Raw genomic sequence first — 26465 nt, 5'->3', positions numbered from 1 at the left:
TTCGAGGTGTCTTTGCTTTTGGAGGAGGATGCTAAGTGAGCCAGACGCTCAAACCTCTTCCTGCCGCTTTGCGTAGTATCGCCCGAGCCAGAGGAATAAGCGCCTAAAGAAGAGACTTAAGCCCTCGAACCACACCGCAAACACAAACCCGCCCGATAGGATGATTGCCAATTGGCGGCCATCGAGCGGACCACTCACCACCAAATAATAGATCAAAGAGGCCAATGAGAAGCCTATGAATGAGGTGATGAAGTTTTTCATATCAAAACCCAACCGCTTCAACCCCCGCTATTCATTTAAATCCAGACCACCACTTTAGATCAAATATCTATACCGCTCAAGCTGGGCTGGCCAGCGCGCCCTTCCCGCAAAATTGCAGCTTCGTGCTTTGGCAGGAAAGCTTCGGACCTATAGTAAGGCTTTAGACAGAGACATAGGATGAAGCATGGTCACGCTGAATAAGATTTACACCCGCACCGGCGATAAGGGCACCACAAGCCTTGCGACAGGCGAGACTGTGCCAAAATTTGATGCCCGGGTTGAGGCCTATGGTGCGGTGGATGAGGCCAATGCCGCGCTGGGTGTGGCGCGTTTGCATTGCGGGCAAGATGGGGAACTTGATGCCATTTTAGGCCGCATTCAGAATGATTTGTTTGATCTGGGGGCAGACCTTGCCACGCCCGAGCGCGGTAAGCCACTTGGCTGGGAAGCCTTGCGGATCCTGCCCAATCAAGTGACGCGGCTTGAAAACGAAATCGATGCGATGAACGCGGCCATTCCAGCCCTTGATTCCTTCATCCTGCCCGGTGGCACACCGCTTTCGGCCTATTTGCATGTCGCCCGTACCATCACACGGCGGGCTGAACGGCAAGTGGCAGCCTTGATGCAGACCGAGGGCGAGATCGTCTCTGCCTCCGTGCTGCATTATCTCAACCGCTTGTCTGACTTGTTGTTTGTCGCCGGACGGCGGGCCAATGCCAATGGTGCGGACGATGTGAAATGGGTGCCGGGCCTGACGCGTTAGAGACCGGTTCGGGCCAGTTCAGTCCTGGACGCCTTCGACGATTTTGAACTCAATGCGCCGATTGCGGGCATCGGCTTCAGCGCTGCCGCGCGCATCGCGTGGTTGGGTTTCGCCATAGCCCGTCACGCCAAGCAGGCTGGCGGGCACGGATTTGGACACCAGATAATCAGCTACCGATTGGGCGCGACGCTCAGACAGCGCTTGATTGGCGGTGGCATCACCGCGCGCATCTGTATGGCCGCCAAGCTCTACCCGATAGGTTTCACACCGCCGCGCAACATCGGCCAACGCATCCAGCAAGGGCTTGGACTCGTCGGCCAGAACAGCACTGCCAGAGGCGAAATTAATCACGCGCCCATCCAGCAAAGTATCATAAGCCGTTTGGCAGGCCTTGGCACCGGGGCTTTTGCCCATCAATGCGGCGGCCTCAGGCGCATCGGCCAGATCAGTGCCATTGACGGTGATACGGTTTTCCAGCGCCAGCACGGTGCCAACATGGCTGGGGTCAGCCAAAACGGCCTGACGCACGATAGCGCCAGCCTCGTCGCGCTGCTCTAATTCGCTGACATCACCTGACACACTCAAAACACCGGCCTTAAACCCGACTTTGATTTGGGTCAGCTCAGCCCGGTCCAGCGCTTGACGGGCCAATTCCACCCAATTGGTGGCTTTTGGTTCCACTAAGGGTGCCGACGGGGCAGCAGCCATCTTGTCTCGGATTGGGCTTAGGCTCAGGCCAAGGCTGATTAAGGCGGCTAGAATGGCGACGGCCACACCGGTTCCACTCGCCAATGCTTTGCTGCGACGCCGTCTTGTGTCACCCATCACTTGGACTTTCCAAAAAATCGACCCGCATCAGGATCGTTAAGCTGTTGGCCCCGCTGCCAGTCTCTAACCCTGCCCGATGTGACTGTCACCGTGATTTGCACAACAAAAAGCCTGATCACGCAGGTGTGTGCAGACAGTGTCCGGCTGCGCCTTGGCAGGGCCTGTTGATTGAAGCCTGCGCCCAGTCGGGATAAACCCCTGCCCAACAGATTGTCACAACCCTTTTGCCAAGCGCCAGACCCATGTCCGAAACCAAGAATTCCGCCCCAAGCCGCCCGCTGGCCCGCACCCCGCGCGGCTTTATTGATCGGCGTGCCGATGCTTTGATGGCTGAGCGGTCCGTGGTGGAAAAGGTGCTGCGCGTCTATGAATCCTGGGGGTATGAGCGACTGGAAACCCCCAGTTTCGAATATGCCGATGCCTTGGGCAAATTCCTGCCCGATCAGGACCGTCCCAATGAAGGCGTGTTCGCGCTGGAGGATGATGACGGCCAATGGATGAGCCTGCGCTATGATCTGACTGCGCCGCTGGCTCGCTTTGTCGCGCAGAATTGGGATGGCCTGCCAAAGCCCTTCCGCCGCTGTGCCGCAGGCCCGGTCTGGCGCAATGAAAAGCCAGGCCCCGGCCGCTTCCGAGAGTTCTGGCAATGCGATGCTGATTGCGTGGGCTCCGCCCGGCCGGAGGCCGATGCCGAAGCCATTGCCATGGGGGCAGATGCGGTTGAAGCCGCAGGCGTGCCGCGCGGGCTCTATGTGGTCAATGTGTCCAACCGCAAATTGCTCGATGGTCTGTTGGCCAAGATTGGCATTGATGCGGGTGATGTTCGCACCCGTCTGGGTGTTTTGCGCGCCGTGGATAAGCTGGATCGACTGGGCGCGCAGGGGGTTGAGCTTTTGTTGGGTGCCGGGCGCAAGGATGAATCTGGCGATTTCACCAAGGGTGCGGGCCTAAACCCAGCCGCCATCAGTCAGGTCATGGCTTTCACCGCCACCCGCAAGGCCACCCGCAAGGAAACCTTGGCGGCTTTGGCCGAGGTCGTGGGCGATACCGAATTGGGCGGGGAAGGTGTGGCAGAACTTGCCGCCATTGATGCCACTTTGGCGGCCTTAGGCCTTGGAGAAGATCGCGCTTTCTTTGATCCGGCGATTGTGCGGGGTCTGGAATATTACACCGGTCCGGTCTTCGAGGTTGAGCTTTTGGCCGAGACCGTCGATGACAAGGGTCAAAAGGTTCGCTTTGGCTCGATCGGGTCGGGTGGGCGCTATGATGATTTGGTGATGCGTTTCCGGGGTGAGCGGGCTCCTGCCACCGGCTTCTCACTCGGCGTTTCCCGGCTTGTCGCGGCCCTGTCGGCAGCCGGCCATGCACCACAGGCGCGGTCGGGTCCGGTGGTTATTCTGGCTCTGGATGCCGATGCCATGGCTGGCTATATGCAGATGGCGGGGCAATTGCGTGGTGCTGGCATTGCGGCTGAGGTCTATCTTGGCCAGTCTGGCATGAAAGCGCAGATGAAATATGCCGACCGGCGCAACGCCCCCATCGTGGTGATCGAAGGCAGCACAGAACGTGAGGCCGGCAATGTCACGCTGAAGGACCTCAATCTGGGTGCTGAATTGGCCCAATCGATCGACAGCAATGAGGCGTGGCGGAAAGAGCGGCCGGCACAGATTCTCGTGCCGCGTGCAGGCTTGGTGGCAGCTGTTCAGGATATGCTAAAGCGATGAGCGATCTGGCCAATGCTGTAACTGGGACCCCACCGGCACAGGCTGCTTGGGCAGCCCTGCAGGCGCGTGGCGGACAGATTATTGCCCTGCCAACCCTATTGCCTGCGGCTCTGGTACTGGAATTGGCCGGGGAAGACTTGCGACCGCGCCTGTATTTCGCCTCAGGACCGGATGGGGCCGAATTGTGCCTACGCGCCGATCTGACCATCCCGGCGGCGCTTCAGTATGCAGAGACTGCGCCCCATGATGATACCCCCGCAGCTTGGCTGTGTGAGGGCAAAGTGTTTCGTGCGCCCAAGGCTGGGGAAAATCGCGCGCCTGAATTCATCCAGATTGGCTTGGAGCGTTTTGGCGATCCAGACCGCATTGAAGCAGATGTCACGGTGTTTCTGGCGGCATGGGAGGCTTGCCGGGCTGCCGGGGAGACAGGCCTGCACGTGCGTTTGGCCGATGGGGGTCTTTTGCCGCGCATCATCGAAGGTGCCGATTTACCACAGCCCTGGGGGCAGGCTTTGAGCGATGTCGCCAGCCATAAGAATGCCCTGCAGCGCGTTTTGGCCCAAGCTATGGGTGAAAGGCCGCGTCGCCAGATCAGCGCGCTCGAACACACAATTGCCGACCTCGATCCCGACCGAGCCCGCGACATGGTGGATGAGGTGCTCAGTCTTGCAGGTTTGGCCTTGCCGGGCACGCGCGGGGTTGAGGATGTGGCCGCGCGCCTTGCTGCCCGCGCCCGCCGCGCGATTGCAGCACCCTTGCCAGCCGAGCTTGCCGAGACCTTGTCCCGCCTGATCCAGTTGCGCTCGGTCGGGTCGATTGGTGATAGTTTGGATGAATGTGTCGCGCTGGCTGCCAAATTAGGGGTTGATCTGATGGATTGGCGTCAGGCTTGGACCTTGCGCCTCGACCGGATTGAGCAGGAAGCACCTGATGCCCTCGCCCAAGCCCATTTTGAGGCGATCAGTCCTGAGGCGTTCGACTATTATGACGGTATGGCTTTTGACATAGCGCGTGGCGGCGACTTTACCCGCCCCGTTGCGACCGGTGGGCGCTATGACCGATTGGTCGGGGAGGTTTCGTCCGGTCACAGGCGGGCCAAGGCTGTGGGATGTGTCGTTCGCCCCGCGCGGTTCGGAGGGCGCTGACATGGCTGAGCTGATCCTGGCCTTGCCGTCGAAGGGGCGGTTGAAAGATCAGTGCGAGGCTTGGCTGGCCCGCCATGGCTTGGTGCTGCGCCAGACCGGGGGCGAGCGCGGCTATAGCGCGACACTGGATGGCTTTGATGATGTGCAGGTTCGCTTGGCTTCGGCAGGCGATATCGGCAAGGCCCTGCTGGCCGGTGAGATCCATCTGGGCGTTACCGGTGAAGATATTGTGCGAGAGGCCTCTGATGAGGTTGATCTTCGTTTGACCATCGTGGCGCGTCTTGGCTTTGGCCGGGCCGATGTGGTGGTGGCGGTGCCCAATGGCTGGATTGATGTCGAGACCATGGCTGATTTGGCCGAAGTTGCCACAGACATTCGTCGCCAGACAGGGCGGCGTTTCCGCATCGCGACCAAATTCACCCGCTTGACCGCCCAATTCATGCGCGACCATCATGTCGTGGATCACCGCATTATCGACAGTGCTGGGGCCACTGAAGGCGCGCCGGGGGCTGGCATTGCGGATGCCATCGTCGACATCACCACATCCGGGGCCACGCTTGCGGCCAATGCGCTTAAGATCCTTGATGATGGAATTATTCTGAAGAGCGAGTCCTGCCTGATGCGCTCAGACCTTGCGCCGTGGTCGGAGGAGAGCCGTCACGCAGCCCGCCGCCTGATGGAGCGGCTGAAGATCCTATCAGACACCTAGCCATCCGCGCGCGGATGGCGTGCGGGCAGCGGTGTTGGCACCACGGTGGAGGTGGCGCGCGCAACCAGCTTGCCCTCGGCGTCAAACAAATCCGCCTCCAGAAATGCAGCCTTCTGGCCCCATTTGATCACCCGACCCTCGGCTTCAACGGGGCCAGCGGGGCAGGGGCGCAGAAATGTGGTTTTAAGCTCCAATGTTGGAACCGCAAAGGCCATCTCTCCGGCAACGATGCCGGCAATGGCCATGGCTTCATCCAGCATGGCCGTCACAAAGCCGCCTTGCAGCGCCCCGCGCGGATTGCACCATGCCGCTTGGCCCACCATGGCGATGCGTACTTTGCCTGCCGCTTGGTCGATGCTTAATACGTTTAGACTCAACGTGTCCGAGCAAGGTGGGCGGGATTTGGCTTGGGTGAATTTTGCCAGAACCTCCGCATCGCTGCGGGTTGGGCCAGGTCTTGCGCTCACTTCTTGCGCCGGAAAGCATCAAGGCTGACGACTGCCCCCGTGGTTGGGGCCTTCACGACGCTGCCGTCTACGTCATTTTCCAGAACATCATCCTCTTCCTCGATCGCATCCGGCGACAAATCGTCGACCGCGTCAAACGGCAGCGCGAAACGAACTGAAGGGTCATAGAATCGGGTGATGGCTGCAAATGGGATCACGATGCGCTGGGGTACGCCGCCAAAATGCAGGGTGATCGCAAAATGATCGTCTCGCACTTCCAGCCCTTCATATTGATGCTGGATCACGATGGTCATTTCATCGGGATATTTGGCCGCCAGATATTGGGCGACTTGCACGCCCCGCGAACGGGTGCGGAAACTGATATAAAAATGATGATCGCCGGGCAGGCCCGTCAGTGCCACCTTCAATGCGTCGCGCACGACGCCGCGTAGGGCATCCTGGGTCAGTTTTGCATAGCCGATGAGGTCTTCCGACATCGGGTCTGTCTCCTGCTGTTGGCCACTCATGGCACGAAATCCGTAACTGTCTTCTTAATCTTGCTTGACTGCTGGCGCAATCAACTTCGATAGACAAGCGAGCGAAAGCACCCATTTGGCGAGTATCGTGAGTGGTTTTGTGATGGGTTTTTGCAGCAGCACGTCCCCAACCCACGCAGGCGGCTAAGGATTTGATTTTTCCAGAAATAGGTGTTGCCGTAAGCCTTATCTGAGGTGGCAAGGTGGAGGGGGTTGCTGTTGCCGGGCCCCCCTCCGCGCCCCGCCCTCAGCCGTAGCCGGGGGACTTAGTCGGAAGTCAATCAGACCGCATTACGCAGCCAAACGGACGTCCTGTGCAAAGTTATCGTTTGCATTTATGAAAATGGGCGGATGACGAAGCCCACGCGGGTAAAAGTTACGTCTTTACACATCCGTCGATCCTGATCGGCCCCACACTCGCGGCGACACCCGCAGAGATTTTGGTGGAGCCGCGGGGAATCGCACCCCGGTCCGGCCTGCTTATTACACGCACGTTTATCACCATAGTCCGGCGAACCGGACCTCTATATTATAGGCGCTTCTGGCGCTGGTGGGAAGACCTGTCCGCTTTTGGCAATCCAAGCCCGCAAATCCGCACACAGGCGGGCAGGGTCTTCCAATTCCGGCGTGTGGCCAAGATCGGGGTAGACAATCATGTCAACATGGTCGGCCAAACGTTTGGGGCTGTCGACATGCTCGGCAGGATGACTGCGGTCAGCTTGGCCCCAGAAAGCTAGTGCGGGCTGTTTCGGACGGCCAAGCCTGATATTCGGGTCCATATAGACCTGATAAGCGCTGGCCAAAGACCACATGGCCCCATGCTCAAACGACCGGCACGCACAGGCAACCAGCGCGTCAATCATTTCCTTGCGTCCTACCGACAGCCGATACCAATCCGGCATGCGCTTGGGGGCCATTTGCTTCATGGCAAGCTGGCCGATAATGGGCTTGGCCAGAATGCCTTGGGGGTCACGACGCGCTTTCCAAACGGCAAATCCCGCCACATCTGTGGTTTGTATCAAGGCAAGGCGCGATACCAATTCGGGCCGTCGGCAAGCCAGATCGACTGCACAAAGGCCTGCCACGCAGGAGAAGGCCAGAATGGCTCCCTCACCGGCCACATCGGCAAGAAAGCGGGCGACATCGTCATTGGTCTGGTAAAAGTCAAAGCGATAGTCAGAGCTGACCGCGCTGAATCCCATAGCAGGCAGTTCAAACACAATTACTCGGAAGTATGGGCTGAAGGCCTCGATCAGCCCGTCATAATTTTCCAGACTCATGGGCGGATCAGCAGCAAAGACGAGAGTCGGGCCAGAGCCAACCACCCGATAGCGATACTGGGTCAGTGGCGTGCGGTAAAAGCCGACATCGGGTGACGCGTGAGCGGGCCAGCCATTCTTAAACCGCGCCATCGCGGTACGCCCATGCCACGTATCGAGCTTGAGGCCAAGATCGCGCAGCATGCCCATCTTATTGGCTCCCCGTCACATTGGGTTTAATCAGGCTGACAGGAGCCTTCAGCATGATGACCTCGCCATCGTGACCATATCGCTGCTTGACGCGGGCATGCCAAGCTGGGCCAAAATAGGCCGCGGCACTGGCCTGATCTTCCCAGAGATAAATGCCGCCAAAAGTGCGGTCGTCGCCGATGGTGAAATATTTGTAGATCAGGCGTGGAATGCCGGCATAGTCAGGAATCGCTTTGGCAAAGCCTCGCCGGATCAGGCCTTGTGTGGCATACCAAGGGGGTTTTACCCGCACGATTACCGCGACGTTGCCGCCAGATGGGGCCTGTCTGGACGCACCTGCGGTGACCACAGGTACTGTGAAATAGGTGACCTCGGCTTTAGACCCATACGTGCGTTCAACCCGTGCGTGCCAAGCTGGTGAGAATTGGTTGGTGGCGCTAGCCCGATCGGCAAACAGATAGAGACCACCGAAATGCCCCGCGTCATAGGTGAAATACTTGCGCCTCAAACCGGGAACCTTGGCATAGGCCGGTACGGCTTTCGCAAACTCCTGATCTAGTACAGCATCGCTGGCCCCAGCCGGTCTGGGGATTGAGACATAGACTGCTACCTGATCGGATGCGGCTTTTTGGGCTTTGACTTGTGGTGACAGACCAACCCATGCGGCTAAGGCCAGTAAAGGCAGAAGGTTTTTCATGGTGAGTTCCTTTCTAAGCGTGCCGCGATCGACGTGGTGCCCGCGGGTGCTTCCCCATTTGCGATTGACCACGCACAACAGGAAGCTATAAAAACGGAAAATGGATTTGCAAAAATGATCGATGAGCAGGCGATTGACTGGGAAGGATTGCGCAGTTTTGTCGTCGTGGCGCGCTGTGGATCATTGTCGGAGGCTGCCAATCAGCTCGCTGTGTCGGTAGCCACCATCAGCCGCCGTCTCGATAGTCTTGAAGAACAATTGGGGTTGCGTCTTTTCCAGCGGGGTCCACGCGGAGCGGCCCTGACGGGCGCGGGCCAGACGATTCTGGCGGTGGCAGAACCCGGCGCACGACACTTGGGGCAAATTGCCCGATTAGCCCGTGCGCTGCAAGATGGGCCTAATCTGCCGTCGGTTCGCATTTCGGCGACTGAAGCCGTGATTGCCGACGTGCTGGCTCCCCGCTTGGCCCAGTTGCGGGCAGATGACCCCGCTATTCGGATTGACCTTGAGGTGTCCAATGACATTGCCAATCTCAACGCAGGCCGCACCGATGTTGCGATCCGCATGGTGCAGCCCCATGAAGAGAGTTTGGTGGCACGCCGACTTCCCGTCATCCGCATGGGCCTGTTTGCTTCCCAGTCCTATCTCGCCGGGCGCAATCCGCATTCGATCACCTTGGCATCGGAAGATTTGATTTGGCTCGATCCAGCCTATGGCGATATTGCCGAAAATCTGTGGCTGAAAGCTCAAGGGCTGGAAGGCCAGGTTTGCTTTACCTCCTCCAGCGTAAGATCTTTACAGAATGCCGCGGTTGCCGGGGTCGGCATTGCGCCCTTGCCTGCGTATGCGGCCAAGGCGGCTGGCTTGGTTGAAATTCCCCAGTCCGGTTTGCCCGAGCGCATACCGTGGCTGGTTTTTCACCGCGATACTCGGACCACCCCCCGACTGCAGCGGGTCCGCCATTGGATCGTCGCGTCGTTCAAGCAAGCAATCAGCCCCGCAGGTGAACGCTAGGCGACAAAGCGAATGAGCGGGGCAGGCTTGGTTGCCTGATGGGTCAGGCCATCATGAATATGGGCGGCAATCGACAAAAAGGCATTGGCGGTCTCAGACCCCGGTGCGGCTACCACATAGGGCACACCTGCATCCCCGCTCTGCCGGATGCCGATTTCAAGAGGCACCTCGCCTAAGAACGGCAGATTAAGGGCCTCAGCTGTCCGTCGCGCGCCGCCTTCGCCAAACACATGCAGGCGGGTCCCGTCGGGTTGGGCGAGCCACGCCATATTTTCGATGACGCCAAGGACAGGCACATGGGTTTTGGCAAACATGCCCGCACCGCGACGGACATCTGCCAGTGCGACTTCTTGCGGGGTCGACACCAGAACAGCGGCGGACAATGGCACACGTTGGGCGAGTGCCAATTGAGCATCCCCGGTGCCAGGCGGGGTATCCATGACCAGAATGTCGAGTGGCTCTTCAGCACTTCCCCATGTCACATCTTCCAGCAATTGCTTGATGGCGCTGGTCACAATCGGCCCACGCCAGATCATTGGCGCATCGCCATCGACCAAATAGCCAATCGACATGGTTTGGAGGCCATAGGCCGGGATTGGCAGCAATTTCTTGTGCTCATCCACCTCGGGCTCGGCCTCGACTGTGCCCAACATGGTGGGGATCGAGGGGCCGTAAATGTCTACATCGAGAAGGCCGACCCGCAACCCAAGCGCGGCCAAGGCCGCTGCCAAATTAACCGCCACAGTTGACTTGCCCACCCCGCCCTTGGCTGAGGCGACTGCCAAAATGGCGGTGATGCCAGGGATGCCGGGTTTGGCAGGTGGGGCTTGTGCCACACCTTGGGCGAGCGCCGCATCCGTCAAACGCGCGCCCTTGCGGACCCGCTGGGTGGTGGGGTTTGCGGCGGACGCTTGTGGCTGAGGAGACGACTCACCGCTGGCAGGTCGGGATGGCTCACGATGGGCGGTCATCACCACGGTCACCTTACCAACCCCTGGCAGGCCTCCAATCGCGGCTGTTGCAGCCTCTTGCCAGGTCGGTGCAAAACTTTCTGCACCTGCGGGCACTGCAATTGTTGTGAGGACATCTTGGGTTTCCGAGATGCGAACGTCCTCAATAAGTCCTGATTTTACAAGACTTAAGCCGTCCAATCCGCGCAAAGTGTCCAAGATTTTCAGGACATCCTCGCGTTTGAGTGATCGCTTGATTCCAAACACCTTCTTGATCCCTGTCGCTGAGAACGCACATAAGGGGCAGTCGGATAGGCTTGCAAGTGTTAGGCCCTGCATTCGGCGGCTTGTTTGGCATGGGCATGGGTCTGTGCCGGCTGTTTAGAAATGGAAAAGCGATCAGATGCCTTGGAATGACAATTCAAACGGCGGCGGTGGTGGCGGTGGCCCTTGGGGTCCCGGTGGTGGATCCGGTGGCGGATCTGGGGGCAACTCCTCTGGCGGTTCGGGCCCACGCAATCCCTGGGGCACTGGTGGAAACCAGCCGCCTCGGCGTCCAGGCAATTCTGGTGAAAGTGGCAATCTGGATGATCTGGCCAAGCGAGTTGAGGATCGTTTGAAGAATGTGCTGGGCGGCGGCGGTGGCGGCGGTGGCCTGCCACGTGGCGGCGGCGGCGGCGGAGAGCCGATCCAGTTTGACAAGCGCACCCTGGGTGCGATTGCGCTGGTGGCGGTGCTGGGTTGGTTTGCCACTGGCATTTATGTCGTTGATGCCGGTGAAGAGGCCGTGATCCAGCGCTTTGGCAAATATGTCGACACCCAAGGCCAAGGTCTGCATGTCCATATGCCGTCCCCGATTGAGACCCGTCAGATTGTTGATGTGCAGACTGCGCGCTCCTTGACCGTCGGCGGTGGGGCCGGTGCAGGCCCAAATGACGGCTTGATGCTGACGGCGGACGAAAACATCGTGGATGTGGGTTTCCAGGTCTGGTGGCGGATCGAAAACTCCCGCGATTATCTGTTTCAGGTCGCCCATGGTCAGGACGGACGCAGCAGTGCGGAAGAAACGGTCCGGGCCGTGGCCGAAGCGGCGATGCGTGAGGTGGCCGGCCGTTCACAGCGCGAGCAAGTTCTGTCGACTGGCCGTGCAACGGTGGAAACCCAAACCCGTGACCTCATTCAGCGCACGCTGAACGAATATAAGGCTGGTATCCGCATTACGCAGGTCAATTTGACCAAGGCTGAACCCCCTGCTGCCGTCAATGACGCCTTCCGGGAAGTGGCCGCAGCCAGTCAGGAAGCTGAAACCAAGATCAATCAGGCGCGTTCCTATCGCAACGCCGTGGTGCCACAGGCCCAAGGTGAAGCAGCCCGCTTCAACCAGCTCTATCAGGAATATCGCCTCGCCCCGGATGTCACGCGTCAGCGCCTGTATCTGGAAACCATGGAAAAAGTCTATGAGCGGGCCAATAAGGTCCTGCTTGATCCCGGCCGCACCGGCAATGCACCCATGGTGGTCCTCCCCCCTGAATTGCTGAAGGGGGCCGCGACCAATGCGGCACCTGCTCAACCAGCAGCTCAAAACAACAACGCGCAAGGAGTTGTCCGATGAACGCCCGTACGCTTCCCATTCTCGGTGGGCTTGCCTTTGGCGCGCTCATTTTGGCCAATGCATCGCTGTTCACCGTCAGCGAGACACAGCAGGCCATCACGTTGCAATTCGGTCAGCCAAAGAATTTCTTCAATATTGATGGTACTGACCCCGGTCTGAAGGTCATGGTGCCCTTCATCCAGCAGCGTGAGATTTATGATCGCCGCATCCTTGACCTGACCCCGTCCGGCAAGAGCGAAGTTGTAACCGCCGACCAAGAACGCTTGGAAGTCGATAGTTTCGCGCGCTGGCGCATCGTCAATCCGCTGCGCTTCTATCAGGCTGTTCGGACCGAGGGGCGCGCGCGTGACCGTTTGACCAGCTTGCTGGAGGCGTCGCTGCGCCGGGTCTTGGGTTCGGCTCAGTCCACCGACATTATTTCCGGTCGCCGCTCTCAATTAATGTCGGCAATCCGGGCAGAAATGAATCGGGAAGCCCGTACCTTGGGGATTGAAGTGGTGGATGTGAAAATCCGCGCCGCTGATCTGCCCCCGGCCAACCAAGAGCGCGTGTTTGAACGCATGCGGTCAGAACGTCAGCAGGCTGCTGCCAGTGTCCGGGCCGCAGGTGACCGTCAGGCACAGGAAATCCGTGGTGGCGCTGACCGTGAGCGGGCCAAGATCATTGCCGATGCCTATAATCAGGATCCAGGCTTTGCGGCCTTCTATCGGTCCATGCAGGCTTATGAAAAGGCTCTGCCACCCGGCACCACCATCGTCACCAGTCCCGATGGCGACTTCTTCCGCTTCTTCAATAGTCGCGGTGGCGGCAGCGGCCAGCAATAGGTGCCATCCCCGCGGGTGCGCAGCGCGGCCTTTTGGGCTTTCTGCGTCATGAGATCCCGGATCGGCTAACGCCGTCCGGGATGACAAGGTTGTGGATGTTCATTTCCACTCAGAACCGCTTTGGTGAAACCTGTGTTTCACCAAACGGATGGTCGAGTTTGAGCGCGACATCTGGGTCGTCAAGTGTCGGTTTTCTTCGAAAACCGATCGCGCCGCGACGCAGCAAAGCTGCGCACTTGACCACCCCGATGTCGCAAGAACAATTGAGGTTGCGGTTTGGTGACCAGATTGGGCACCAAAGCGCTTCTAAGTTCTTTCGATGTCATCCCCGCCGAAGCGAAGCGAAGAGCGGGGACCTCATCGCGCCTGTGCGTCACAAGGTCCCGGACCGGCTTCGCCGTCCGGGATGACACCCATTTATAAATGCAACCAACTCTAAACGATGTCATCCCCGCCGGAGCGATAGCGCAGAGCGGGGACCTCCATGCGCACGTGCGGCATGAGGTCCCGGATCGGCTGCGCCGTCCGGGATGACACCGACTTATAAATGCAACCAACTCTAAACGATGTCATCCCCGCCGGAGCGCAGCGAAGAGCGGGGACCTCCATGTGAAAATGCACCACAAGGTCCCGGATCGGCTTCGCCGTCCGGGATGACACCCATTTATAAATGCAACCAACTCTAAACGATGTCATCCCCGCCGGAGCGAAGCGCAGAGCGGGGACCTCCTCGCGCACGTGCGCCACAAGGTCCCGGATTGGCCATCGCCGTCCGGGATGACAGCATTGTGGGGGTGGGGGCCATCCCAATCTATCCCACCGCACAACATCCCAGCCATGATAGTGTCATGGCCTTCTCGCTTGCCCCCTTTGCCTTTGTGCTGTCCTTGGCCTTGCAGCTGCATAGCCATGTCTTGGCAAAGGATAATTTGTGGGAACGGCCACACTTTGTGCGCAAGGCGGTGGCCGCACGCTTGCGGGCGGGGGTGCGGGCGCTTGAGGCCTTCTTGCGCCGGATATTGATCCTGATGGCGCTTGATCTGGAGCATGAATTGGTCGCCAAGCCGCAGGTTGAAAACCTGCGCCGCAAGAAGGCGCGCAAGCCTTCTGTTCGCACGCCAGGTTTTCGGGTGTTTCCGGCCCCGTTTCTGCCCCATCCGGACACGCTCGCACAGCGGTTTGAGGCGCTGGACAGGGCCATCACTGGCCAAGCCCGGCCCTTTTACTTTACCCCCGCCCCTGTGCCCATCGGCCACTGGTTGCGGCGCTTGGACTTGCTGCAGGCCATCGCAGCCGACCCCCAGGCCAAGGCCAAACGCTTGGCCTTCTCTCTCGCCCGCCGCCGTCCCGGCCCCATGCTCGCCCCTGATGAGCGCCCCCGCATCATGGCCCGACGTGGCCATGAAATCAGCGCCACCTTCGATGCGATGGGCTTTCAGATCACCCAGAAAAGCCGAAGTCGTCCCCCGCCCTTACCCCCGCCCCGCCGCTGGCCAGTACCCATGATCACCTTGTTATAGATGTGACCCTGCTTTGATGTTCAAGCGGGGGTGGGGGTGTTGGCTGCAAACGTCCGGCCTAAATCCCCTCGCCATCCTCACCTTCGCGCTCAGTGCGGCGTTTGACGAGAATGTTCAGACTTTCAACCAGCACAGAGAATGCGATGGCGGCATAAAGATAGGTTCGCTCAATATGTTGACCAAATCCATCGGCGACCAGCACCATCCCGACGATCATCAGAAAGGCGAGTGCCAGCATTTTTGTGGTCTCATATTTGTCGATGAAAGCCGAGACTGCCTCGCTGGCAAACATCATCACCGCAATGGCGATCACCACAGCGGCGACCATGATCGACAGATTGTTGGACATGCCAATGGCCGTCACAATGGAATCAATCGCGAAAATCACATCGATCACGGCAATCTGGGCGACCACCACCAGCAAGCTGGAGGATTTTGTCTTGGGCCCGGCATGATCTTCCACGCCCTTGGCACGCACCATCTCGCCGATCTCGATGGTCGCTTTATAGAGGAGGTAGCCGCCCCCGGCGATCAGAATAAGGTCACGCATCGAGAAGGGGTGATCGAACACGGCGAACAAGGGCTTGGTCAGGCCTGCCAGCCACACCAGCATCGACAACAAGATGACGCGCAGGATCAGTGCGAGGCTCAAACCAAGGCGACGGGCCATGGCTTGCTGTTCCTTGGGCAGTTTGGATGCGGCGATTGAGATGAAGATGACATTGTCGATCCCCAGCACAATCTCAAGCAGGGTCAATGTCGCCAAAGAGGCCCAGCCATCTGGCGTTGCCATCCACGCAAACCAATCTGCCACGTCTGACCCTCCCCCAAAGCCTCGTTCCGAGCACGCTTATCACTGCATCGTGAGGCGTGGTTGCCTGCAAGGCCGTTCAGGGTCAAGCCATCGGATGGGGCAAAGCTCACAAATGCGTGACGCAATGCATCGCCACAGTCGGAAGGCATTCGTTAACCACGTTTGTTTAGCATCCCTGAGTGATTTGCGTTGTAGGTTTGTGTCATATCGACATCTTCTGATCAGCGCCTTAGGCACGCAGGAGCTTGAAATGCCGCTGAAATTATCGCTGAAGCCGAACGAAAAGATCGTGCTGAACGGTGCCGTTGTTCAAAACGGGGATCGTCGAACCACTTTACTCTTGCAGAATAAGGCCTCTGTCCTGCGTGAAAAAGACATCATGCAGTTGGAGGAAGCCAACACACCCGTGCGGCGCATCTATTTGCCGATCATGCTGATGTATCTGCAGGGCCATGAGACACCAGAACAATATAATGAGTTCGCGCTCCGCATGACCGAGTTCATGAGTGTGGTTCATTCCCCCGCCATTTTGGAGGAATGTGTCAATATTTCTCGTGAGGTCATGACGGGTGAATATTATAAGGCGTTGTCCAGATGCCGGAAACTGATGGAATATGAAGCCGAGAGGCTGAATATGGAGGGGATTGAGCATGTCGCTCCAAGCGTACCAGAAGGCGCAGCAGCGAGCCGAAACGCCGCGTGAGATCGAGTACCGACTGTTCGGTCAGGTCACGCGCGCGCTGATGGAAGCCCAGCAGCTGCCGCGCCATGAAATTGCAAAACGCATGGATGCGCTGGACTGGAACCGGCGCGTGTGGTCATTCATGGCCGCAGATTGTGCCAGCGCGGAAAACCAATTGCCCCAACAATTGCGCGCCTCGATCATTTCGCTCAGTTTGTGGGTGGGACGCTATTCCAGCGAAGTCATGCAGAAGGGCGAAGATATTGAGCCTCTGATCGATATCAACCGGACCATTATGCAAGGTCTCGCAAGCCAGATTGATCTTCAAAATCAAGCTGCTGCTGCGGTATCGGCTGAACCATTGACCCAGCCTGCAGCTTAAGTCGCGCCCGCCCGAACGACACAGGCGCACAGATCACAGGAACCAAAGCCAGGCTTTAACGCTTGGCTTTTTTCTTTTTCTTCTTTTTGTCCTTGTCTTTTTTCTTTTTATCGGCGGGCGTCACAGGGCTGTTTTCCGGTGCCGGAATGGCCAGCCGCATCAATAATTCAACAAAGCCTGCCCGCTTGGAGGCCGGCAAAGCTGCCAAGACCGTGGTGTCAACTTGGGCAATTTTCGGCACGGCTGCTTCATACACCGCCCGTCCAGTCTCAGTCAGGCTGACCGAATTGGCCCGGCTGTCTGTGGCGGACCGCGTGCGCTGGGTCAGGCCTTTGGCCTGCATGCGTGCGATCATTTCGGCAATGGTGGATCGGTCGATCCCGGTGCGGCTTACCAAATCGCTCTGGGACAGACCTTCTTGCTCAGCCAGCACGGCCAGAACAGCAAACTGGCGTTGCGTCAGCCCATCTTGACCCAAAGCAACCCCGTGGAGGTCGGCGGCAGCTTGTTGCGCACGATGGAGCAGATGGCTGAGTGAGCCATTCAGGCTGAAAGCAGCACCGGCTGCTGTCGCGGGGACAGCTGGGGTGAGGTTTGTTGCGACATTGTCGCTTGCTTCTTGATCTTGACCGCTCATCTCGCTACTCGCCTTGGCTACACACACACGCGGGGAAGTCCTCAGTGGGCGTCCTATCACTCAATTTTGACGGTCGCACGACAAGGTGGGGTACCCGGACCTTGGTTTTCACGGAAGTTCATTCTCAATGCCAGCCACTTTTTCGTTACAAGTCCCCGCCGGAGATGATCGGCCCCGTCAAGTCTGCGACACCTGCGGGTTTATAAACTATGTCAATCCCAAGATTGTGGCTGGCGTGGTGATCAGTGATGATGATGGGCGCATCTTGCTATGCCGAAGGGCGATCGAGCCCCGTCATGGATTTTGGACAATTCCCGCTGGCTTTATGGAAGAGCGTGAGACAACGGCGGCAGGTGCTGCGCGTGAGGCTTGGGAAGAGGCTCGTGCCAAAGTCCAGATCGATGGGCTTCTGGCGATTTATGAAGTGCCTCGCATAAGTCAGGTCCATTTCATGTACCGCGGCACTTTGGCCGAACCCGGTTTTGAGCCGGGTCCTGAGAGCTTGGAAGTCGCTTGGTTTGCTTATGCGGATATCCCGTGGGACGACATCGCCTTCCCAACCGGAATTTGGGCGCTGCGGGACTGGAAGAAGGTGGAAGGCCAAGCCCAGTTCATGCCCTTTTCCAATCCCCCGGATGTTGAGCACCTCACCCATCCAAGAGCCCGCTGAAACCTCAAGGCAGAAGGTGGCGGCTGTGCCACCAAATTGTGGCCATGAAAAAGGCCCGAACCTGACTGGTGGCACATCGGTCAACCAGATCAGGCCGGGCCTTGATCAAGATAGGGCAGGCCGGGGGCTTTAACAAACATGCCCGCCTTGCCTGCCCCGAAGCTCACTTAATTGAGCGCGTCCTTCAAAGCCTTGGAAGGCTGGAACTTGGCAACAGTTGCTGCCTTGATTTCCACCGTTTCACCGGTCGAAGGGTTGCGGCCCTGACGGGCTTCGCGCTTGGAGACCTTGAACTTGCCCAGAGGGGCCAGCGTGACTTCGCCGCCAGCCTTCAGGCTTTTTACGATCGCTGCGGTCAGCGCGTCGATGGCGGTGTTAGCTTTGTCCTTAGTGATGTCAGCAGCCTCTGCGACAGCGTCGATCAGGTCTTTCTTGCTCATAGTCGTTTCCTTAGTCCTTGCCTGAGGCTTGACAATACAGGCCCCAGAAATGCGCACCCGCGTGTAACCAGACGAATGCAATGGGCCAAGCAATCGCGTTTCGGGCGGAAAGGTCAAGGGCGCGACAGGACCAATTGGTCGAGATTTTACCGCAAAATGGCCTGTTTTGCTGCCTTTAGTCCGGGATTAAGCTGCACAGGCTGCAAAACCGGCTTCGATTTCGCGGCGCAACACAGGGTCATGGAGGTTGCGCCCGATAATCACCAAGCGGCTATCACGAACCGAATCGGGATCCCAAGGTCCCAGATAATCACCCTCCAACATCATATGCACACCGTGGATGACATAGCGACGTGGGTCATCTGCCATGTTGAGGACGCCCTTCAAACGCAAAATGTCTAATCCGCGCTCGGCCACAAGGGCGGACAGCCATGTATCAAAGGCCGCCTCTGACAGGGGCGAGGTCACACGCATCGCAAGTGAGTCTATGCCGGCATAATGGCTATGGGCATGATCATGATGATGCTCATGATCATGACTGTGGTGATCATGGCTCTGGTGATCATGGTGGTTGTGCACAGCGGGTCGCGGCAGAAAATGGGGATCATGGGCCAAAATCCGATCCAGCGAGAACGCACCGACATCGAGAATGTCGTCCAAATCAACGACAGAGCGTGAGGTCACCAAGACACGGGCGCTCTGATTGAGGCGGTTTATGATCTCGCGGGCCGTTTGAAGTTGCTCTGGGCTGGCTGCATCCGCTTTGTTGAGAACAATGACGTCGGCAAAGGCAATTTGCTCGACAGCTTCCTGGCTTTGAGCAATCTGACCCGCAATATGAACGGCATCGACGACGCTAACCACAGCATCAAGGCTTGCCCGGTGGCGCACCTCATCATCGGCGAAGAAAGTCTGGGCTACTGGTGCCGGATCTGCCAGACCCGTTGTTTCGATGATCACGCCGTCAAAAGTCTGCCCGCGGCGAAATAATGCTCCTAATATGCGGATCAGATCGCCGCGCACCGAGCAACAGACGCAGCCATTATTCAGCTCAAAGATTTCCTCGTCCACATCGACAATCAGATCATGATCAATGCCGATCTCGCCGAATTCATTGACGATAACCGCATAGCGACGACCATGGGGTGCGGTCAGAATATGGTTGAGCAAGGTCGTTTTGCCGGCACCCAAATAGCCGGTGAGAACGGTGACGGGCACTTTGGACTCGGGATTATTCTGCATGACGCCTTTGCCTGATAGCGGGATGTTTTTGAGCACGCCGACCAATCTACGCGCACAATCGCCTCGTTGGGGTATATAAAGGCTGGCCCGAGGATAAAAAAGAGGTCTTGGCTGGACACCTTGTGGTCAATCGCTTACGCCCAACAGCGAGATAGGTCGACAACCTGATCAGAATCGACGGATCGGCGGGGTCATAATGGGTCCTGTTGTTCTAGGCTGATCGCAGCGTGATTGATGTGTGTCCGGGCGGCCTCAGATTTGCATGATGAGGCACGCGTTGTCTCACAATTGGACGTTGAACAACAAAGCGCATTTGACATTGAGCGTTGGGATCTGGACCGATCTGATGAACCACATATCAACCAATCTCAGCGGGCATTTGGCCGAGATCAGCCTGTATCGGCCTGTCCCGGCCAAGACTTTGTCGGCTTCTGTGATGAGTTGGCCCAAGAGGCTTTTCGATCTGGTTGCTGCAGGGCTTGGGCTTGTGTTCCTTGCCCCCTTTTTGTTGACCATCGCCATCCTTATCAAAATGACGAGCCCTGGCCCTGTCATCTTTGCCCAAACCCGCACGGGTCTGGGTGGCAAGGCTTTCAAGATTTACAAGTTTCGCACCATGACCACGTTGGAAGATGGCGACTGCGTCATCCAAGCCTGCCGCAATGATCAGCGCATTACGGCTTTGGGCAACTTCCTGCGCCGGTCCAGTCTCGATGAATTACCCCAATTGTGGAATGTGTTGCGCGGCGAGATGTCGATTGTGGGGCCCCGCCCCCATGCCGTCGCCCATGATCATTATTATGGCGCGTTATTGAGCGACTATCGCGAGCGCTTTCGTGCCAAGCCTGGCATCACCGGCCTTGCTCAATGCAGTGGGTCACGTGGACCAACCGAAACCTTGGACAAGATGCGGCGGCGGATTCGTCTGGATCTGGACTATATCGAAAACTGGTCGCTTGGTATGGAAATGCGCATCTTATTCAAGACTGCCAAGCTGGTGATCATGGGCGATTCCTGCGCCTTTTGACCTTTGTTAGGTGTCTTTGATCTGTCCAGACGACGATTGTACGCGTTTTTGGGGCTCGCCAGATAAGCGGGCTGCTCTATGATAGGAGCATGGTCACAGGAGATTTGGCTTGATTACCCGTCGCACCCTCATGGCTTCTGGCCTCGCATCCTCACTTGCGCTGGCGGCATGCGGCCCAGATAAGCCTGCCGACACCGGCGGGGCTGTCCGCATTCGCTTTGCCACTGACTGGCGAGCGCAGGCCGAGCAGGGCGGATTTTACCAAGCTGTGGCACGCGGCTTTTATGCCGACAAAGGTCTTGATGTCAGCCTAATTCAAGGGGGGCCCAGTGTGAATGTCCCCCAATTGCTGGCCGCCAACGCGATCGAAATGGGGTTGGGGTCCAACGCGCCAATCGTCCTGTCCATGGTCCAAGCGGGCGCAAAGGCCAAGGCGGTGATGGCGTCCTTCCAGAAGGACCCGCAAGTGCTGATCACCCATCCGCGCGCTGACATCACATCGCTGGCGGATATGAAGGGCAAGCCGATCATGCTGGCCGATGCTTCCATCACGGCCTTCTGGCCATGGTTGAAGGCCAAATATGGCTTTACCGATGATCAGGTGCGCAAATATACTTTCAACGCTGCCCCGTTTCTGGCCGATCCCAAGGCCATCCAGCAGGGCTATGTCACCAGCGAGCCTTATACATTGAAGACGCAGGGCAAGATCGACCCACAAGTCTTTCTTTTGGCCGATTCAGGCTATCCGGGCTATGCGGCCATGACCTTGGTGTCAGACAGCTTCCGTGCCGCCCACCCAGAGGCCGTTCGCGGTTTTGTTGAGGCAACGATTGCAGGCTGGAAGGATTATTTGCGCGGCGATCCCGCCCCCGGTGATGGCTTGATCACCAAGGATAATCCCGACATGACGCCGGACCTGTTGGCCCAAGCGCGGGAGAAATTATTGTCCTATGGCATCGTCGAAACAGCCGAGGGGGCGATTGGCACCATGACGATGGACCGCTGGAAAGCGTTTTTTGACGTCATGGCAGCGGCCAAAGTTTACCCAGCGGACCTTGATTGGGCCTCAGGCATCGACCTCAGCTTCCTGCCCAAACCGACTTGATGAAGGCTGATCGTCCCATAAGGCTGGCGGCAAGCCAGGCCTGCGTGCGCTTTGGAGCCCTTGATGCTCTGGGCCCGATTGATCTGACGGTCCGGGCGGGGGAGTGCGTGGTGCTGCTCGGGCCATCAGGCTGCGGCAAGAGCACGCTATTGGCGGCTTTGGCTGGGTTGCAGAATGTGGCCAGTGGTTCGGTCGAGGCGGCCATGTCGGAGGGGGCACCCGTGCCTGGCATGGTATTTCAGGAACCCAATTTGATGAATTGGGCCACAGCGGGCGACAATGTGGCCCTGCCCTTGGCGCTGGCTGGGATCGATCGGGCTGAGCAGATGCGCCGGGCGGAGGCCGCATTGGCGCGTGTGGGGCTTGACGATTTTGCCAAAGCCTATCCGCGCACCTTGTCAGGCGGGATGCGCATGCGCGTGGCGCTGGCGCGCGCGCTGATCAATGATCCAGCAGCCCTTTTGCTGGACGAGCCCTTTGCCGCGATCGATGAATTGGGTCGCCGGGCTCTTGATGACCTTGTGTTGAAGGCCAAGGAGACCCAAGATCTGGCTGTCTTGTTTGTGACCCATTCTGTCGATGAAGCCGTGTATTTGGCCGACCGTATTTTGGTGCTCTCGCCCCGTCCGGGTCGGATCATGGCCGAGATTGCAGTCCCGGCAATAGCCCGTGATCGTGATTTCCTCACCTCACCGGATTTCGCCCAGGCCGCTGCGGCGGCCCGCCGCGTGTTAAGTGATCACAGGGGGCCTGTATGAAGCGCCTCGATCTTGCCCCGGTTGCGGCAGGTCTTGTGATCTTGCTTGTGTGGGAGGGTCTAACCCGGCTCTTGCAGGTGCCGTCGGTGGTGTTGCCGCCACCCAGTGCGGTGGCCGAGGCATTGCTGGCACGTGGCGGGATTCTGCTGCCCGCTGCCGGGGTCACGCTGGGGCTGGCGATGACGGCTTTGGCCCTCTCAATCATGATCGGCACTTTGGTTGCCTTGATATTTGCCCGCATTCCCTGGCTAGAGCGGGGGCTTGGTCCTTATGCATTGGTGTTGCAAGCAACCCCCATCGTTGCGATTGCCCCTTTGGTCATTATTTGGAGCGGGATTGAAAACCCCCGCCGCGCCATCTTGATCCTTGCCGTCATTGTTGCGGTATTTCCGGTGCTGACCTCGGCTTTAGCAGGCCTCAAAGCAGTCGATCCGGGTTTGGACCGCGTGTTCCGCCTGCACCGGGCGTCCAGCCTGCAGCGCTTCATCCGGCTGGAGCTGCCCACAGCGGCCCCCTTCCTGCTGGCGGGGGTAAAGACGGCTGCGGGCTTGTCGCTGGTTGGTGTGGTGGTGGCAGAATTTGTCGCCGGGACCGGGGCAACCGGGGGGCTGTCCTGGCGTCTGGTGGAAGCCGGTAATCGGCTTGAGACGGCCACCATGTTTGCAGCCCTCTTCCTGCTGGCCTTAATGGGGCTGGCCTTGCATGCGGTTCTGACCTGGATTGAGCGTCGAATTCGTGCCTGATCCTCTTCAGTCAGATGGCTTCGGCTCCAGCCGAGCCCAGCAATCGGCCAGACCCTCCACATAGGTCGGAAAAGCCGGGGTCCAACCCAATTCGGCTTTGGCGCGCGCATTGGAGACCCGTTTGCATTCGCTATAAAAGCGCCGCGCCATGTCCGACAGACCGGCTTGGTCAAAGGGGATCAGAGGCGGGGGCGCGCGACCCAAAAGACGACAGGCCTCCACAATGACATCGCCAGAAGGACATGGGTGGTCATCACAAATGTTATAAATGCGGCCGGGATTGGGCCGCGCGAAACTGGCCAGAAGTGCAGCGACAATATCTTCCCGATGGGCGCGCGAAAACACTTGGCCAGGCTTGTCGATCCGACGGGCGGTTCCAGCCAGCACTTGCTCAAGTGCGGATCTTCCTGGCCCGTAAATGCCCGGTAGGCGAAAAACATGGGCAGGTTGGGGCAGGCTCTGCCAAGCCGCTTCGGCGGCGGCCCGCCGAGTGGCTTCGACACTGAGAGGCGTGGGGGCGTCATCCTCATAGGCCCAGCCCCCAGCACGATCCCCATAAACGCCTGTGGTCGACAAATAGCCAATCCATCGGGTTTTATCGCCAAGCCAATCGCTGGGGAGGGCTGCCAATGCGGGATCCCCGCTTGGGCCGGGAGGGATGCTGGCCAGCACATGGCTCGCAGAATCGGCAGCTTCGGACAGTTTCGGGTCGGGCGTGCCATCAAACAGGAGCGGCTCAATACCCTGTGCGGCAAGCCCATCTGCCCCGCTTTGGCTGCGGCATGTACCCACAACCTGGGCACCTTGTGCTATCATGACTTTTCCCAATGCGGTACCGACAAAGCCGCATCCCAGTATGAGAACCCGCATCAACTGCTTCCTTGCCTCAGTTTTGCCGTTTAGCCCGATCAGAACCTATCTCATGACGACCCATAAGCCGATATCCCAGCCCGCCGTCTTGGCCATCCTACCATTCGCCCTAACGACCTTTGTCCTTGCCACGCAAGCCCATGCTGCAACCGATCCCCGTGACGCAACCCGTTTGGCGGCGTGTGTTGCCAAGGCAGAGACCAAGCCCGAAGAGGCCCTTGAGGACGGCTTTGTCTGGCGAAGCCAGGGTGGGGCAATCTATGCTGAGCAATGTATCGCCATTGCGCGCATTGAAGGGGGTGACATTGGCGGCGGGGCTGAGCGTTTGACAGCCTTGGCCTCTGCCCCGGATGCCGGGGATGAAGAAAGCCGCGCTATGATCCTGTCGCGCGCTGCCAATGCTTGGATGATGATTGAAGAATATGCCGCGGCTCAAAAGGCGTTGGATGCCGCACTGAAATTGAAGCCGGGCGAGCCCGATCTGTTGCTGGATCGGGCACGCGCCAAAGCAGGCCAAAGCAAATGGGCCGAAGCCCAGACCGATTTGACCGCTTGCTTATCGGTTCGCCCACTTGATGTTCTGGCTTTGCGGCTGCGCGCTGAAACCTTGCTGCAGCAAAAATCCTATGACGCTGCAGAGCTCGACATCGCTCAGGCCTTGAGGCTGGCTCCCAAGGATGTCGACAATTGGCTGGTGCGCGGTCGCATCCAGGAGGCCCGGCGCCTTGGGCGGGCACCGGACTGAAGCCGGTCGCCCTCCTCCGCATGCGGTTGAAAACTCCGGGTCGTGCAGGTGATGCGGGTATGTGACTTGATCGGGTGGCTAACAGGGTTCAAGAACGCGTGTTGAACCATGATCAGGGGGAAATCGTGACTCACGCTGCAGATGTGCCCAATGGCGAACCACAAAAGCTCAAGACCGTTGTGGCGGCGTCGGCTGCTGGAACGGTTTTTGAATGGTATGATTTCTTCATCTTCGGCCTGCTGGCCTCGGTCATGGGCCAGCACTTCTTTGCCGGTTCGCCCCCGGCGGCTCAGTTCATTTTTGCCCTGTTGACTTTTGGTGTGGGCTTTGCTGCCCGCCCATTGGGCGCGGTGGTGTTTGGTGCCATCGGCGATACCAAGGGTCGAAAGGGTGCCTTCCTCGTGACCATCGTGATGATGGGGGCGTCCACATTCGCTGTAGGCCTTTTGCCCGACTATGAGCAGATTGGCATTTGGGCCCCCATTCTCCTCGTCGGCCTTCGCATTGCCCAAGGCTTTGCGCTGGGCGGCGAATATGGTGGGGCCGTGATCTATGTGGCCGAACATTCCCAACCGCATAAACGTGGTTGGAATACCTCATGGGTGCAAACGTCGGCCGCCGGCGGGCTGTTGTTGGCCTTGATGGTGGTGTTCCTGACCCGCGTCCTCTTAGGCGAAGAAGCCTTCCAAGCTTGGGGCTGGCGCTTGCCGTTTCTTTTGTCGGTCTTCTTGTTGGCGATTGCGCTGTGGATCCGCCTGCAATTGGAAGAAAGCCCGATGTTCAAGGCGATCAAGGAAGAAGGTTCTGCTTCCAAAGCCCCTTTGTCGGACGCTTTTGGGAAATGGTCCAATCTGAAATTGATCCTATTGGCCTTGTTCGGCCTGATGATGGCCCAAGGCGTGGTGTGGTATACTGGCTTCTTCTATGTGCAGGTCTTTTTGGAGCGCCAGCTCAAAGTCGATCCTCAGACCATCAATATCTGGCTCTTGATCATCACCACTTTCTCGGCTGTGCTGTACGTGTTTTTCGGCTGGTTATCGGACAAGCTCGGCCGCAAGCCCGTCATGATGGCGGGGATGCTTCTGGCGGTGGTAAGTTTCTTTCCCGCCTTCCACCAATTGGCGAAGGCTGCCAATCCTGATCTGGTTGCCGCCCAAACCACGACCCCGATTGTGGTGCGCGCCGATCCTGCAACCTGTTCGGTTCAGTTCAATCCCGTTGGCAAGACGCCTGACGGCCGCGATGCTTTCTCGTCGTCCTGCGATGTGGCCAAGAGCTATCTGACCAATTCGGGCATTTCTTACGACAATGAGATCGCCCCGACAGGCAGCACCGCCCAAGTCAAAGTCGGCACGATGGTTCTCGATAGCGTGGATATTTCGGCCCTTGATGCCAAAGCCCAAAAAGCAGCCAAGGATGCGTTCGGGGCCAAATTGAAGGCGGCGCTCAAAGCCGCAGGCTATCCCGATAAGGCAGACCCAGCCAAGATCAACCATCTGGCGGTATTGGCCTATCTGATGGTGTTTGTGGTGGCCGCAACCGCCCTGTACGGCCCGCTGGCAGCGGGTTTGGTGGAAATGTTCCCGACCCGCATTCGCTATACCGCTCTATCAGTTCCTTATCATGTCGGCACTGGCTTCTTCGGGGGCTTTATGCCGGCCACCGCTGTGGCCATCGTGGCGACCACGGGCAATATGTATTCAGGCCTCTGGTATCCGGTCATCATCACTTCAATCAGTGTGGTGGTGTCCTTGATCTTCTTGCCAGAAACCAAAGACCGCTCGATACATGATTTATAGAGCGGCCATCACACAGGTTTGATGGCTGCGACAGCAAAGAAGCTGACGCAGCC

Annotated in this window: 29 protein-coding genes and 1 other RNA gene; 17 read left to right on the top strand and 13 right to left on the bottom strand. The window is 58.4% G+C overall.

Features of this window, described 5'->3' with window-relative positions:
- Positions 1-48 precede the first annotated feature (48 nt).
- Entirely contained in the window at positions 49-261 is a 213-nt protein-coding gene (locus tag PbB2_RS00995) for a hypothetical protein (protein WP_108983418.1), read from the bottom strand.
- 184 nt (positions 262-445) lie between these two features.
- Between PbB2_RS00995 and PbB2_RS00990 the strand changes: the two genes are divergently transcribed.
- Entirely contained in the window at positions 446-1024 is a 579-nt protein-coding gene (locus PbB2_RS00990; protein ID WP_108983417.1) for a cob(I)yrinic acid a,c-diamide adenosyltransferase, read from the top strand.
- Positions 1025-1042: 18 nt separating this feature from the next.
- Here the strand turns inward: PbB2_RS00990 and PbB2_RS00985 are convergent, their stop codons facing one another.
- Positions 1043-1849, bottom strand: coding sequence for an OmpA family protein (locus tag PbB2_RS00985; RefSeq protein WP_108983416.1), 807 nt, complete (start codon positions 1847-1849; stop codon positions 1043-1045).
- Positions 1850-2094: 245 nt separating this feature from the next.
- Between PbB2_RS00985 and hisS the strand changes: the two genes are divergently transcribed.
- From hisS to hisG, 3 genes are read left to right on the top strand one after another with little or no spacing between them, the layout of a single operon-like run.
- Positions 2095-3576: a histidine--tRNA ligase gene (hisS, locus tag PbB2_RS00980; protein WP_108983415.1), complete on the top strand. Its 1482-nt coding sequence runs from the start codon at positions 2095-2097 to the stop codon at positions 3574-3576.
- Positions 3573-4721 carry an ATP phosphoribosyltransferase regulatory subunit gene (locus PbB2_RS00975; protein ID WP_108983414.1) on the top strand — a complete coding sequence of 383 codons (1149 nt, stop codon included), beginning with the start codon at positions 3573-3575 and terminating at the stop codon, positions 4719-4721. The genes hisS and PbB2_RS00975 overlap by 4 nt, the downstream gene beginning before the upstream one ends.
- Before the next feature lies 1 nt (position 4722).
- Positions 4723-5430, top strand: coding sequence for an ATP phosphoribosyltransferase (gene hisG / locus PbB2_RS00970; RefSeq protein ID WP_192576095.1), 708 nt, complete (start codon positions 4723-4725; stop codon positions 5428-5430).
- On the opposite strand, the gene PbB2_RS00965 is transcribed toward hisG, so the two are convergent.
- The 5 genes from PbB2_RS00965 to PbB2_RS00945 all read right to left on the bottom strand — a co-directional run bounded on the left by PbB2_RS00965 (position 5427) and on the right by PbB2_RS00945 (position 8578).
- Positions 5427-5897: a PaaI family thioesterase gene (locus tag PbB2_RS00965; protein ID WP_108983412.1), complete on the bottom strand. Its 471-nt coding sequence runs from the start codon at positions 5895-5897 to the stop codon at positions 5427-5429. The genes hisG and PbB2_RS00965 overlap by 4 nt on opposite strands.
- Positions 5894-6373, bottom strand: coding sequence for an SspB family protein (locus tag PbB2_RS00960; protein WP_108983858.1), 480 nt, complete (start codon positions 6371-6373; stop codon positions 5894-5896). The genes PbB2_RS00965 and PbB2_RS00960 overlap by 4 nt, the downstream gene beginning before the upstream one ends.
- Before the next feature lie 244 nt (positions 6374-6617).
- Positions 6618-6973, bottom strand: a transfer-messenger RNA (tmRNA) gene (gene ssrA / locus PbB2_RS00955).
- Positions 6937-7881, bottom strand: a complete 945-nt coding sequence (locus tag PbB2_RS00950; protein ID WP_150136596.1) for an alpha/beta fold hydrolase — start codon at positions 7879-7881, stop codon at positions 6937-6939. The genes ssrA and PbB2_RS00950 overlap by 37 nt, the downstream gene beginning before the upstream one ends.
- A gap of 1 nt (position 7882) precedes the next feature.
- Positions 7883-8578 carry a YdhR family protein gene (locus tag PbB2_RS00945; RefSeq protein WP_108983411.1) on the bottom strand — a complete coding sequence of 232 codons (696 nt, stop codon included), beginning with the start codon at positions 8576-8578 and terminating at the stop codon, positions 7883-7885.
- Positions 8579-8692: 114 nt separating this feature from the next.
- On the opposite strand from PbB2_RS00945, the gene PbB2_RS00940 reads away from it, so the two are divergent.
- The gene (locus PbB2_RS00940) at positions 8693-9592 is read left to right on the top strand and encodes a LysR family transcriptional regulator (RefSeq protein ID WP_133245669.1); all 900 of its coding nucleotides are present in this window, start codon (positions 8693-8695) and stop codon (positions 9590-9592) included.
- Here the strand turns inward: PbB2_RS00940 and PbB2_RS00935 are convergent.
- On the bottom strand, positions 9589-10809 hold the full coding sequence (locus PbB2_RS00935; protein WP_192576094.1) for an Mrp/NBP35 family ATP-binding protein: 1221 nt from the start codon (positions 10807-10809) through the stop codon (positions 9589-9591). The two genes, PbB2_RS00940 and PbB2_RS00935, sit on opposite strands and share 4 nt — an antisense overlap.
- Before the next feature lie 136 nt (positions 10810-10945).
- On the opposite strand from PbB2_RS00935, the gene hflK reads away from it, so the two are divergent.
- The 3 genes from hflK to PbB2_RS00920 all read left to right on the top strand — a co-directional run bounded on the left by hflK (position 10946) and on the right by PbB2_RS00920 (position 14498).
- Positions 10946-12154, top strand: a complete 1209-nt coding sequence (hflK, locus tag PbB2_RS00930; protein ID WP_108983408.1) for an FtsH protease activity modulator HflK — start codon at positions 10946-10948, stop codon at positions 12152-12154.
- On the top strand, positions 12151-12978 hold the full coding sequence (hflC, locus tag PbB2_RS00925; RefSeq protein ID WP_108983407.1) for a protease modulator HflC: 828 nt from the start codon (positions 12151-12153) through the stop codon (positions 12976-12978). The genes hflK and hflC overlap by 4 nt, the downstream gene beginning before the upstream one ends.
- A gap of 689 nt (positions 12979-13667) precedes the next feature.
- Positions 13668-14498 carry a hypothetical protein gene (locus PbB2_RS00920; protein WP_108983406.1) on the top strand — a complete coding sequence of 277 codons (831 nt, stop codon included), beginning with the start codon at positions 13668-13670 and terminating at the stop codon, positions 14496-14498.
- A gap of 58 nt (positions 14499-14556) precedes the next feature.
- Here the strand turns inward: PbB2_RS00920 and PbB2_RS00915 are convergent, their stop codons facing one another.
- The gene (locus PbB2_RS00915; protein WP_238164791.1) at positions 14557-15312 is read right to left on the bottom strand and encodes a TerC family protein; all 756 of its coding nucleotides are present in this window, start codon (positions 15310-15312) and stop codon (positions 14557-14559) included.
- 250 nt (positions 15313-15562) lie between these two features.
- On the opposite strand from PbB2_RS00915, the gene flbT reads away from it, so the two are divergent.
- Complete coding sequence (flbT, locus tag PbB2_RS00910; protein ID WP_108983857.1) at positions 15563-16015, top strand: flagellar biosynthesis repressor FlbT; 453 nt, start codon at positions 15563-15565, stop codon at positions 16013-16015.
- Complete coding sequence (gene flaF, locus PbB2_RS00905; RefSeq protein ID WP_108983404.1) at positions 15963-16376, top strand: flagellar biosynthesis regulator FlaF; 414 nt, start codon at positions 15963-15965, stop codon at positions 16374-16376. Before flbT ends, flaF begins: the two co-directional genes overlap by 53 nt.
- Positions 16377-16431: 55 nt before the next feature.
- Here the strand turns inward: flaF and PbB2_RS00900 are convergent, their stop codons facing one another.
- Positions 16432-17013 carry a MarR family winged helix-turn-helix transcriptional regulator gene (locus tag PbB2_RS00900; RefSeq protein ID WP_108983403.1) on the bottom strand — a complete coding sequence of 194 codons (582 nt, stop codon included), beginning with the start codon at positions 17011-17013 and terminating at the stop codon, positions 16432-16434.
- A gap of 127 nt (positions 17014-17140) precedes the next feature.
- Here PbB2_RS00900 and PbB2_RS00895 point away from each other — a divergent pair, with 127 nt between their 5' ends.
- Positions 17141-17683, top strand: coding sequence for an NUDIX domain-containing protein (locus tag PbB2_RS00895; protein WP_108983402.1), 543 nt, complete (start codon positions 17141-17143; stop codon positions 17681-17683).
- Positions 17684-17850: 167 nt separating this feature from the next.
- Here the strand turns inward: PbB2_RS00895 and PbB2_RS00890 are convergent, their stop codons facing one another.
- On the bottom strand, positions 17851-18123 hold the full coding sequence (locus tag PbB2_RS00890; protein ID WP_108983401.1) for an HU family DNA-binding protein: 273 nt from the start codon (positions 18121-18123) through the stop codon (positions 17851-17853).
- 186 nt (positions 18124-18309) lie between these two features.
- Positions 18310-19365: a CobW family GTP-binding protein gene (locus PbB2_RS00885; RefSeq protein WP_108983856.1), complete on the bottom strand. Its 1056-nt coding sequence runs from the start codon at positions 19363-19365 to the stop codon at positions 18310-18312.
- Between the two features lie 262 nt (positions 19366-19627).
- On the opposite strand from PbB2_RS00885, the gene PbB2_RS00880 reads away from it, so the two are divergent.
- The 4 genes from PbB2_RS00880 to PbB2_RS00865 all read left to right on the top strand — a co-directional run bounded on the left by PbB2_RS00880 (position 19628) and on the right by PbB2_RS00865 (position 22998).
- The gene (locus tag PbB2_RS00880) at positions 19628-20392 is read left to right on the top strand and encodes an exopolysaccharide biosynthesis polyprenyl glycosylphosphotransferase (RefSeq protein WP_320410521.1); all 765 of its coding nucleotides are present in this window, start codon (positions 19628-19630) and stop codon (positions 20390-20392) included.
- Positions 20393-20504: 112 nt separating this feature from the next.
- Positions 20505-21497, top strand: coding sequence for an ABC transporter substrate-binding protein (locus PbB2_RS00875; RefSeq protein WP_420887445.1), 993 nt, complete (start codon positions 20505-20507; stop codon positions 21495-21497).
- Positions 21497-22255, top strand: coding sequence for an ABC transporter ATP-binding protein (locus PbB2_RS00870; protein ID WP_108983399.1), 759 nt, complete (start codon positions 21497-21499; stop codon positions 22253-22255). Before PbB2_RS00875 ends, PbB2_RS00870 begins: the two co-directional genes overlap by 1 nt.
- Positions 22252-22998, top strand: coding sequence for an ABC transporter permease (locus tag PbB2_RS00865; protein WP_108983398.1), 747 nt, complete (start codon positions 22252-22254; stop codon positions 22996-22998). The genes PbB2_RS00870 and PbB2_RS00865 overlap by 4 nt, the downstream gene beginning before the upstream one ends.
- 6 nt (positions 22999-23004) lie before the next feature.
- Here PbB2_RS00865 and PbB2_RS00860 read toward each other — a convergent pair whose 3' ends face one another.
- Complete coding sequence (locus PbB2_RS00860) at positions 23005-23868, bottom strand: SDR family oxidoreductase (RefSeq protein ID WP_108983397.1); 864 nt, start codon at positions 23866-23868, stop codon at positions 23005-23007.
- On the opposite strand from PbB2_RS00860, the gene PbB2_RS00855 reads away from it, so the two are divergent.
- On the top strand, positions 23855-24613 hold the full coding sequence (locus PbB2_RS00855) for a tetratricopeptide repeat protein (RefSeq protein WP_145959861.1): 759 nt from the start codon (positions 23855-23857) through the stop codon (positions 24611-24613). The two genes, PbB2_RS00860 and PbB2_RS00855, sit on opposite strands and share 14 nt — an antisense overlap.
- A 125-nt stretch (positions 24614-24738) precedes the next feature.
- Positions 24739-26412, top strand: a complete 1674-nt coding sequence (locus PbB2_RS00850; RefSeq protein ID WP_238164789.1) for an MFS transporter — start codon at positions 24739-24741, stop codon at positions 26410-26412.
- The last annotated feature ends 53 nt before the right edge of the window (positions 26413-26465 follow it).

The sequence above is a fragment of the Candidatus Phycosocius bacilliformis genome, from assembly GCF_003112735.1.
In the GTDB taxonomy this organism is placed as follows: Bacteria; Pseudomonadota; Alphaproteobacteria; order Caulobacterales; family Aquidulcibacteraceae; genus Aquidulcibacter; species Aquidulcibacter bacilliformis.
This window is presented reverse-complemented; position numbering and strand designations above follow the sequence as displayed.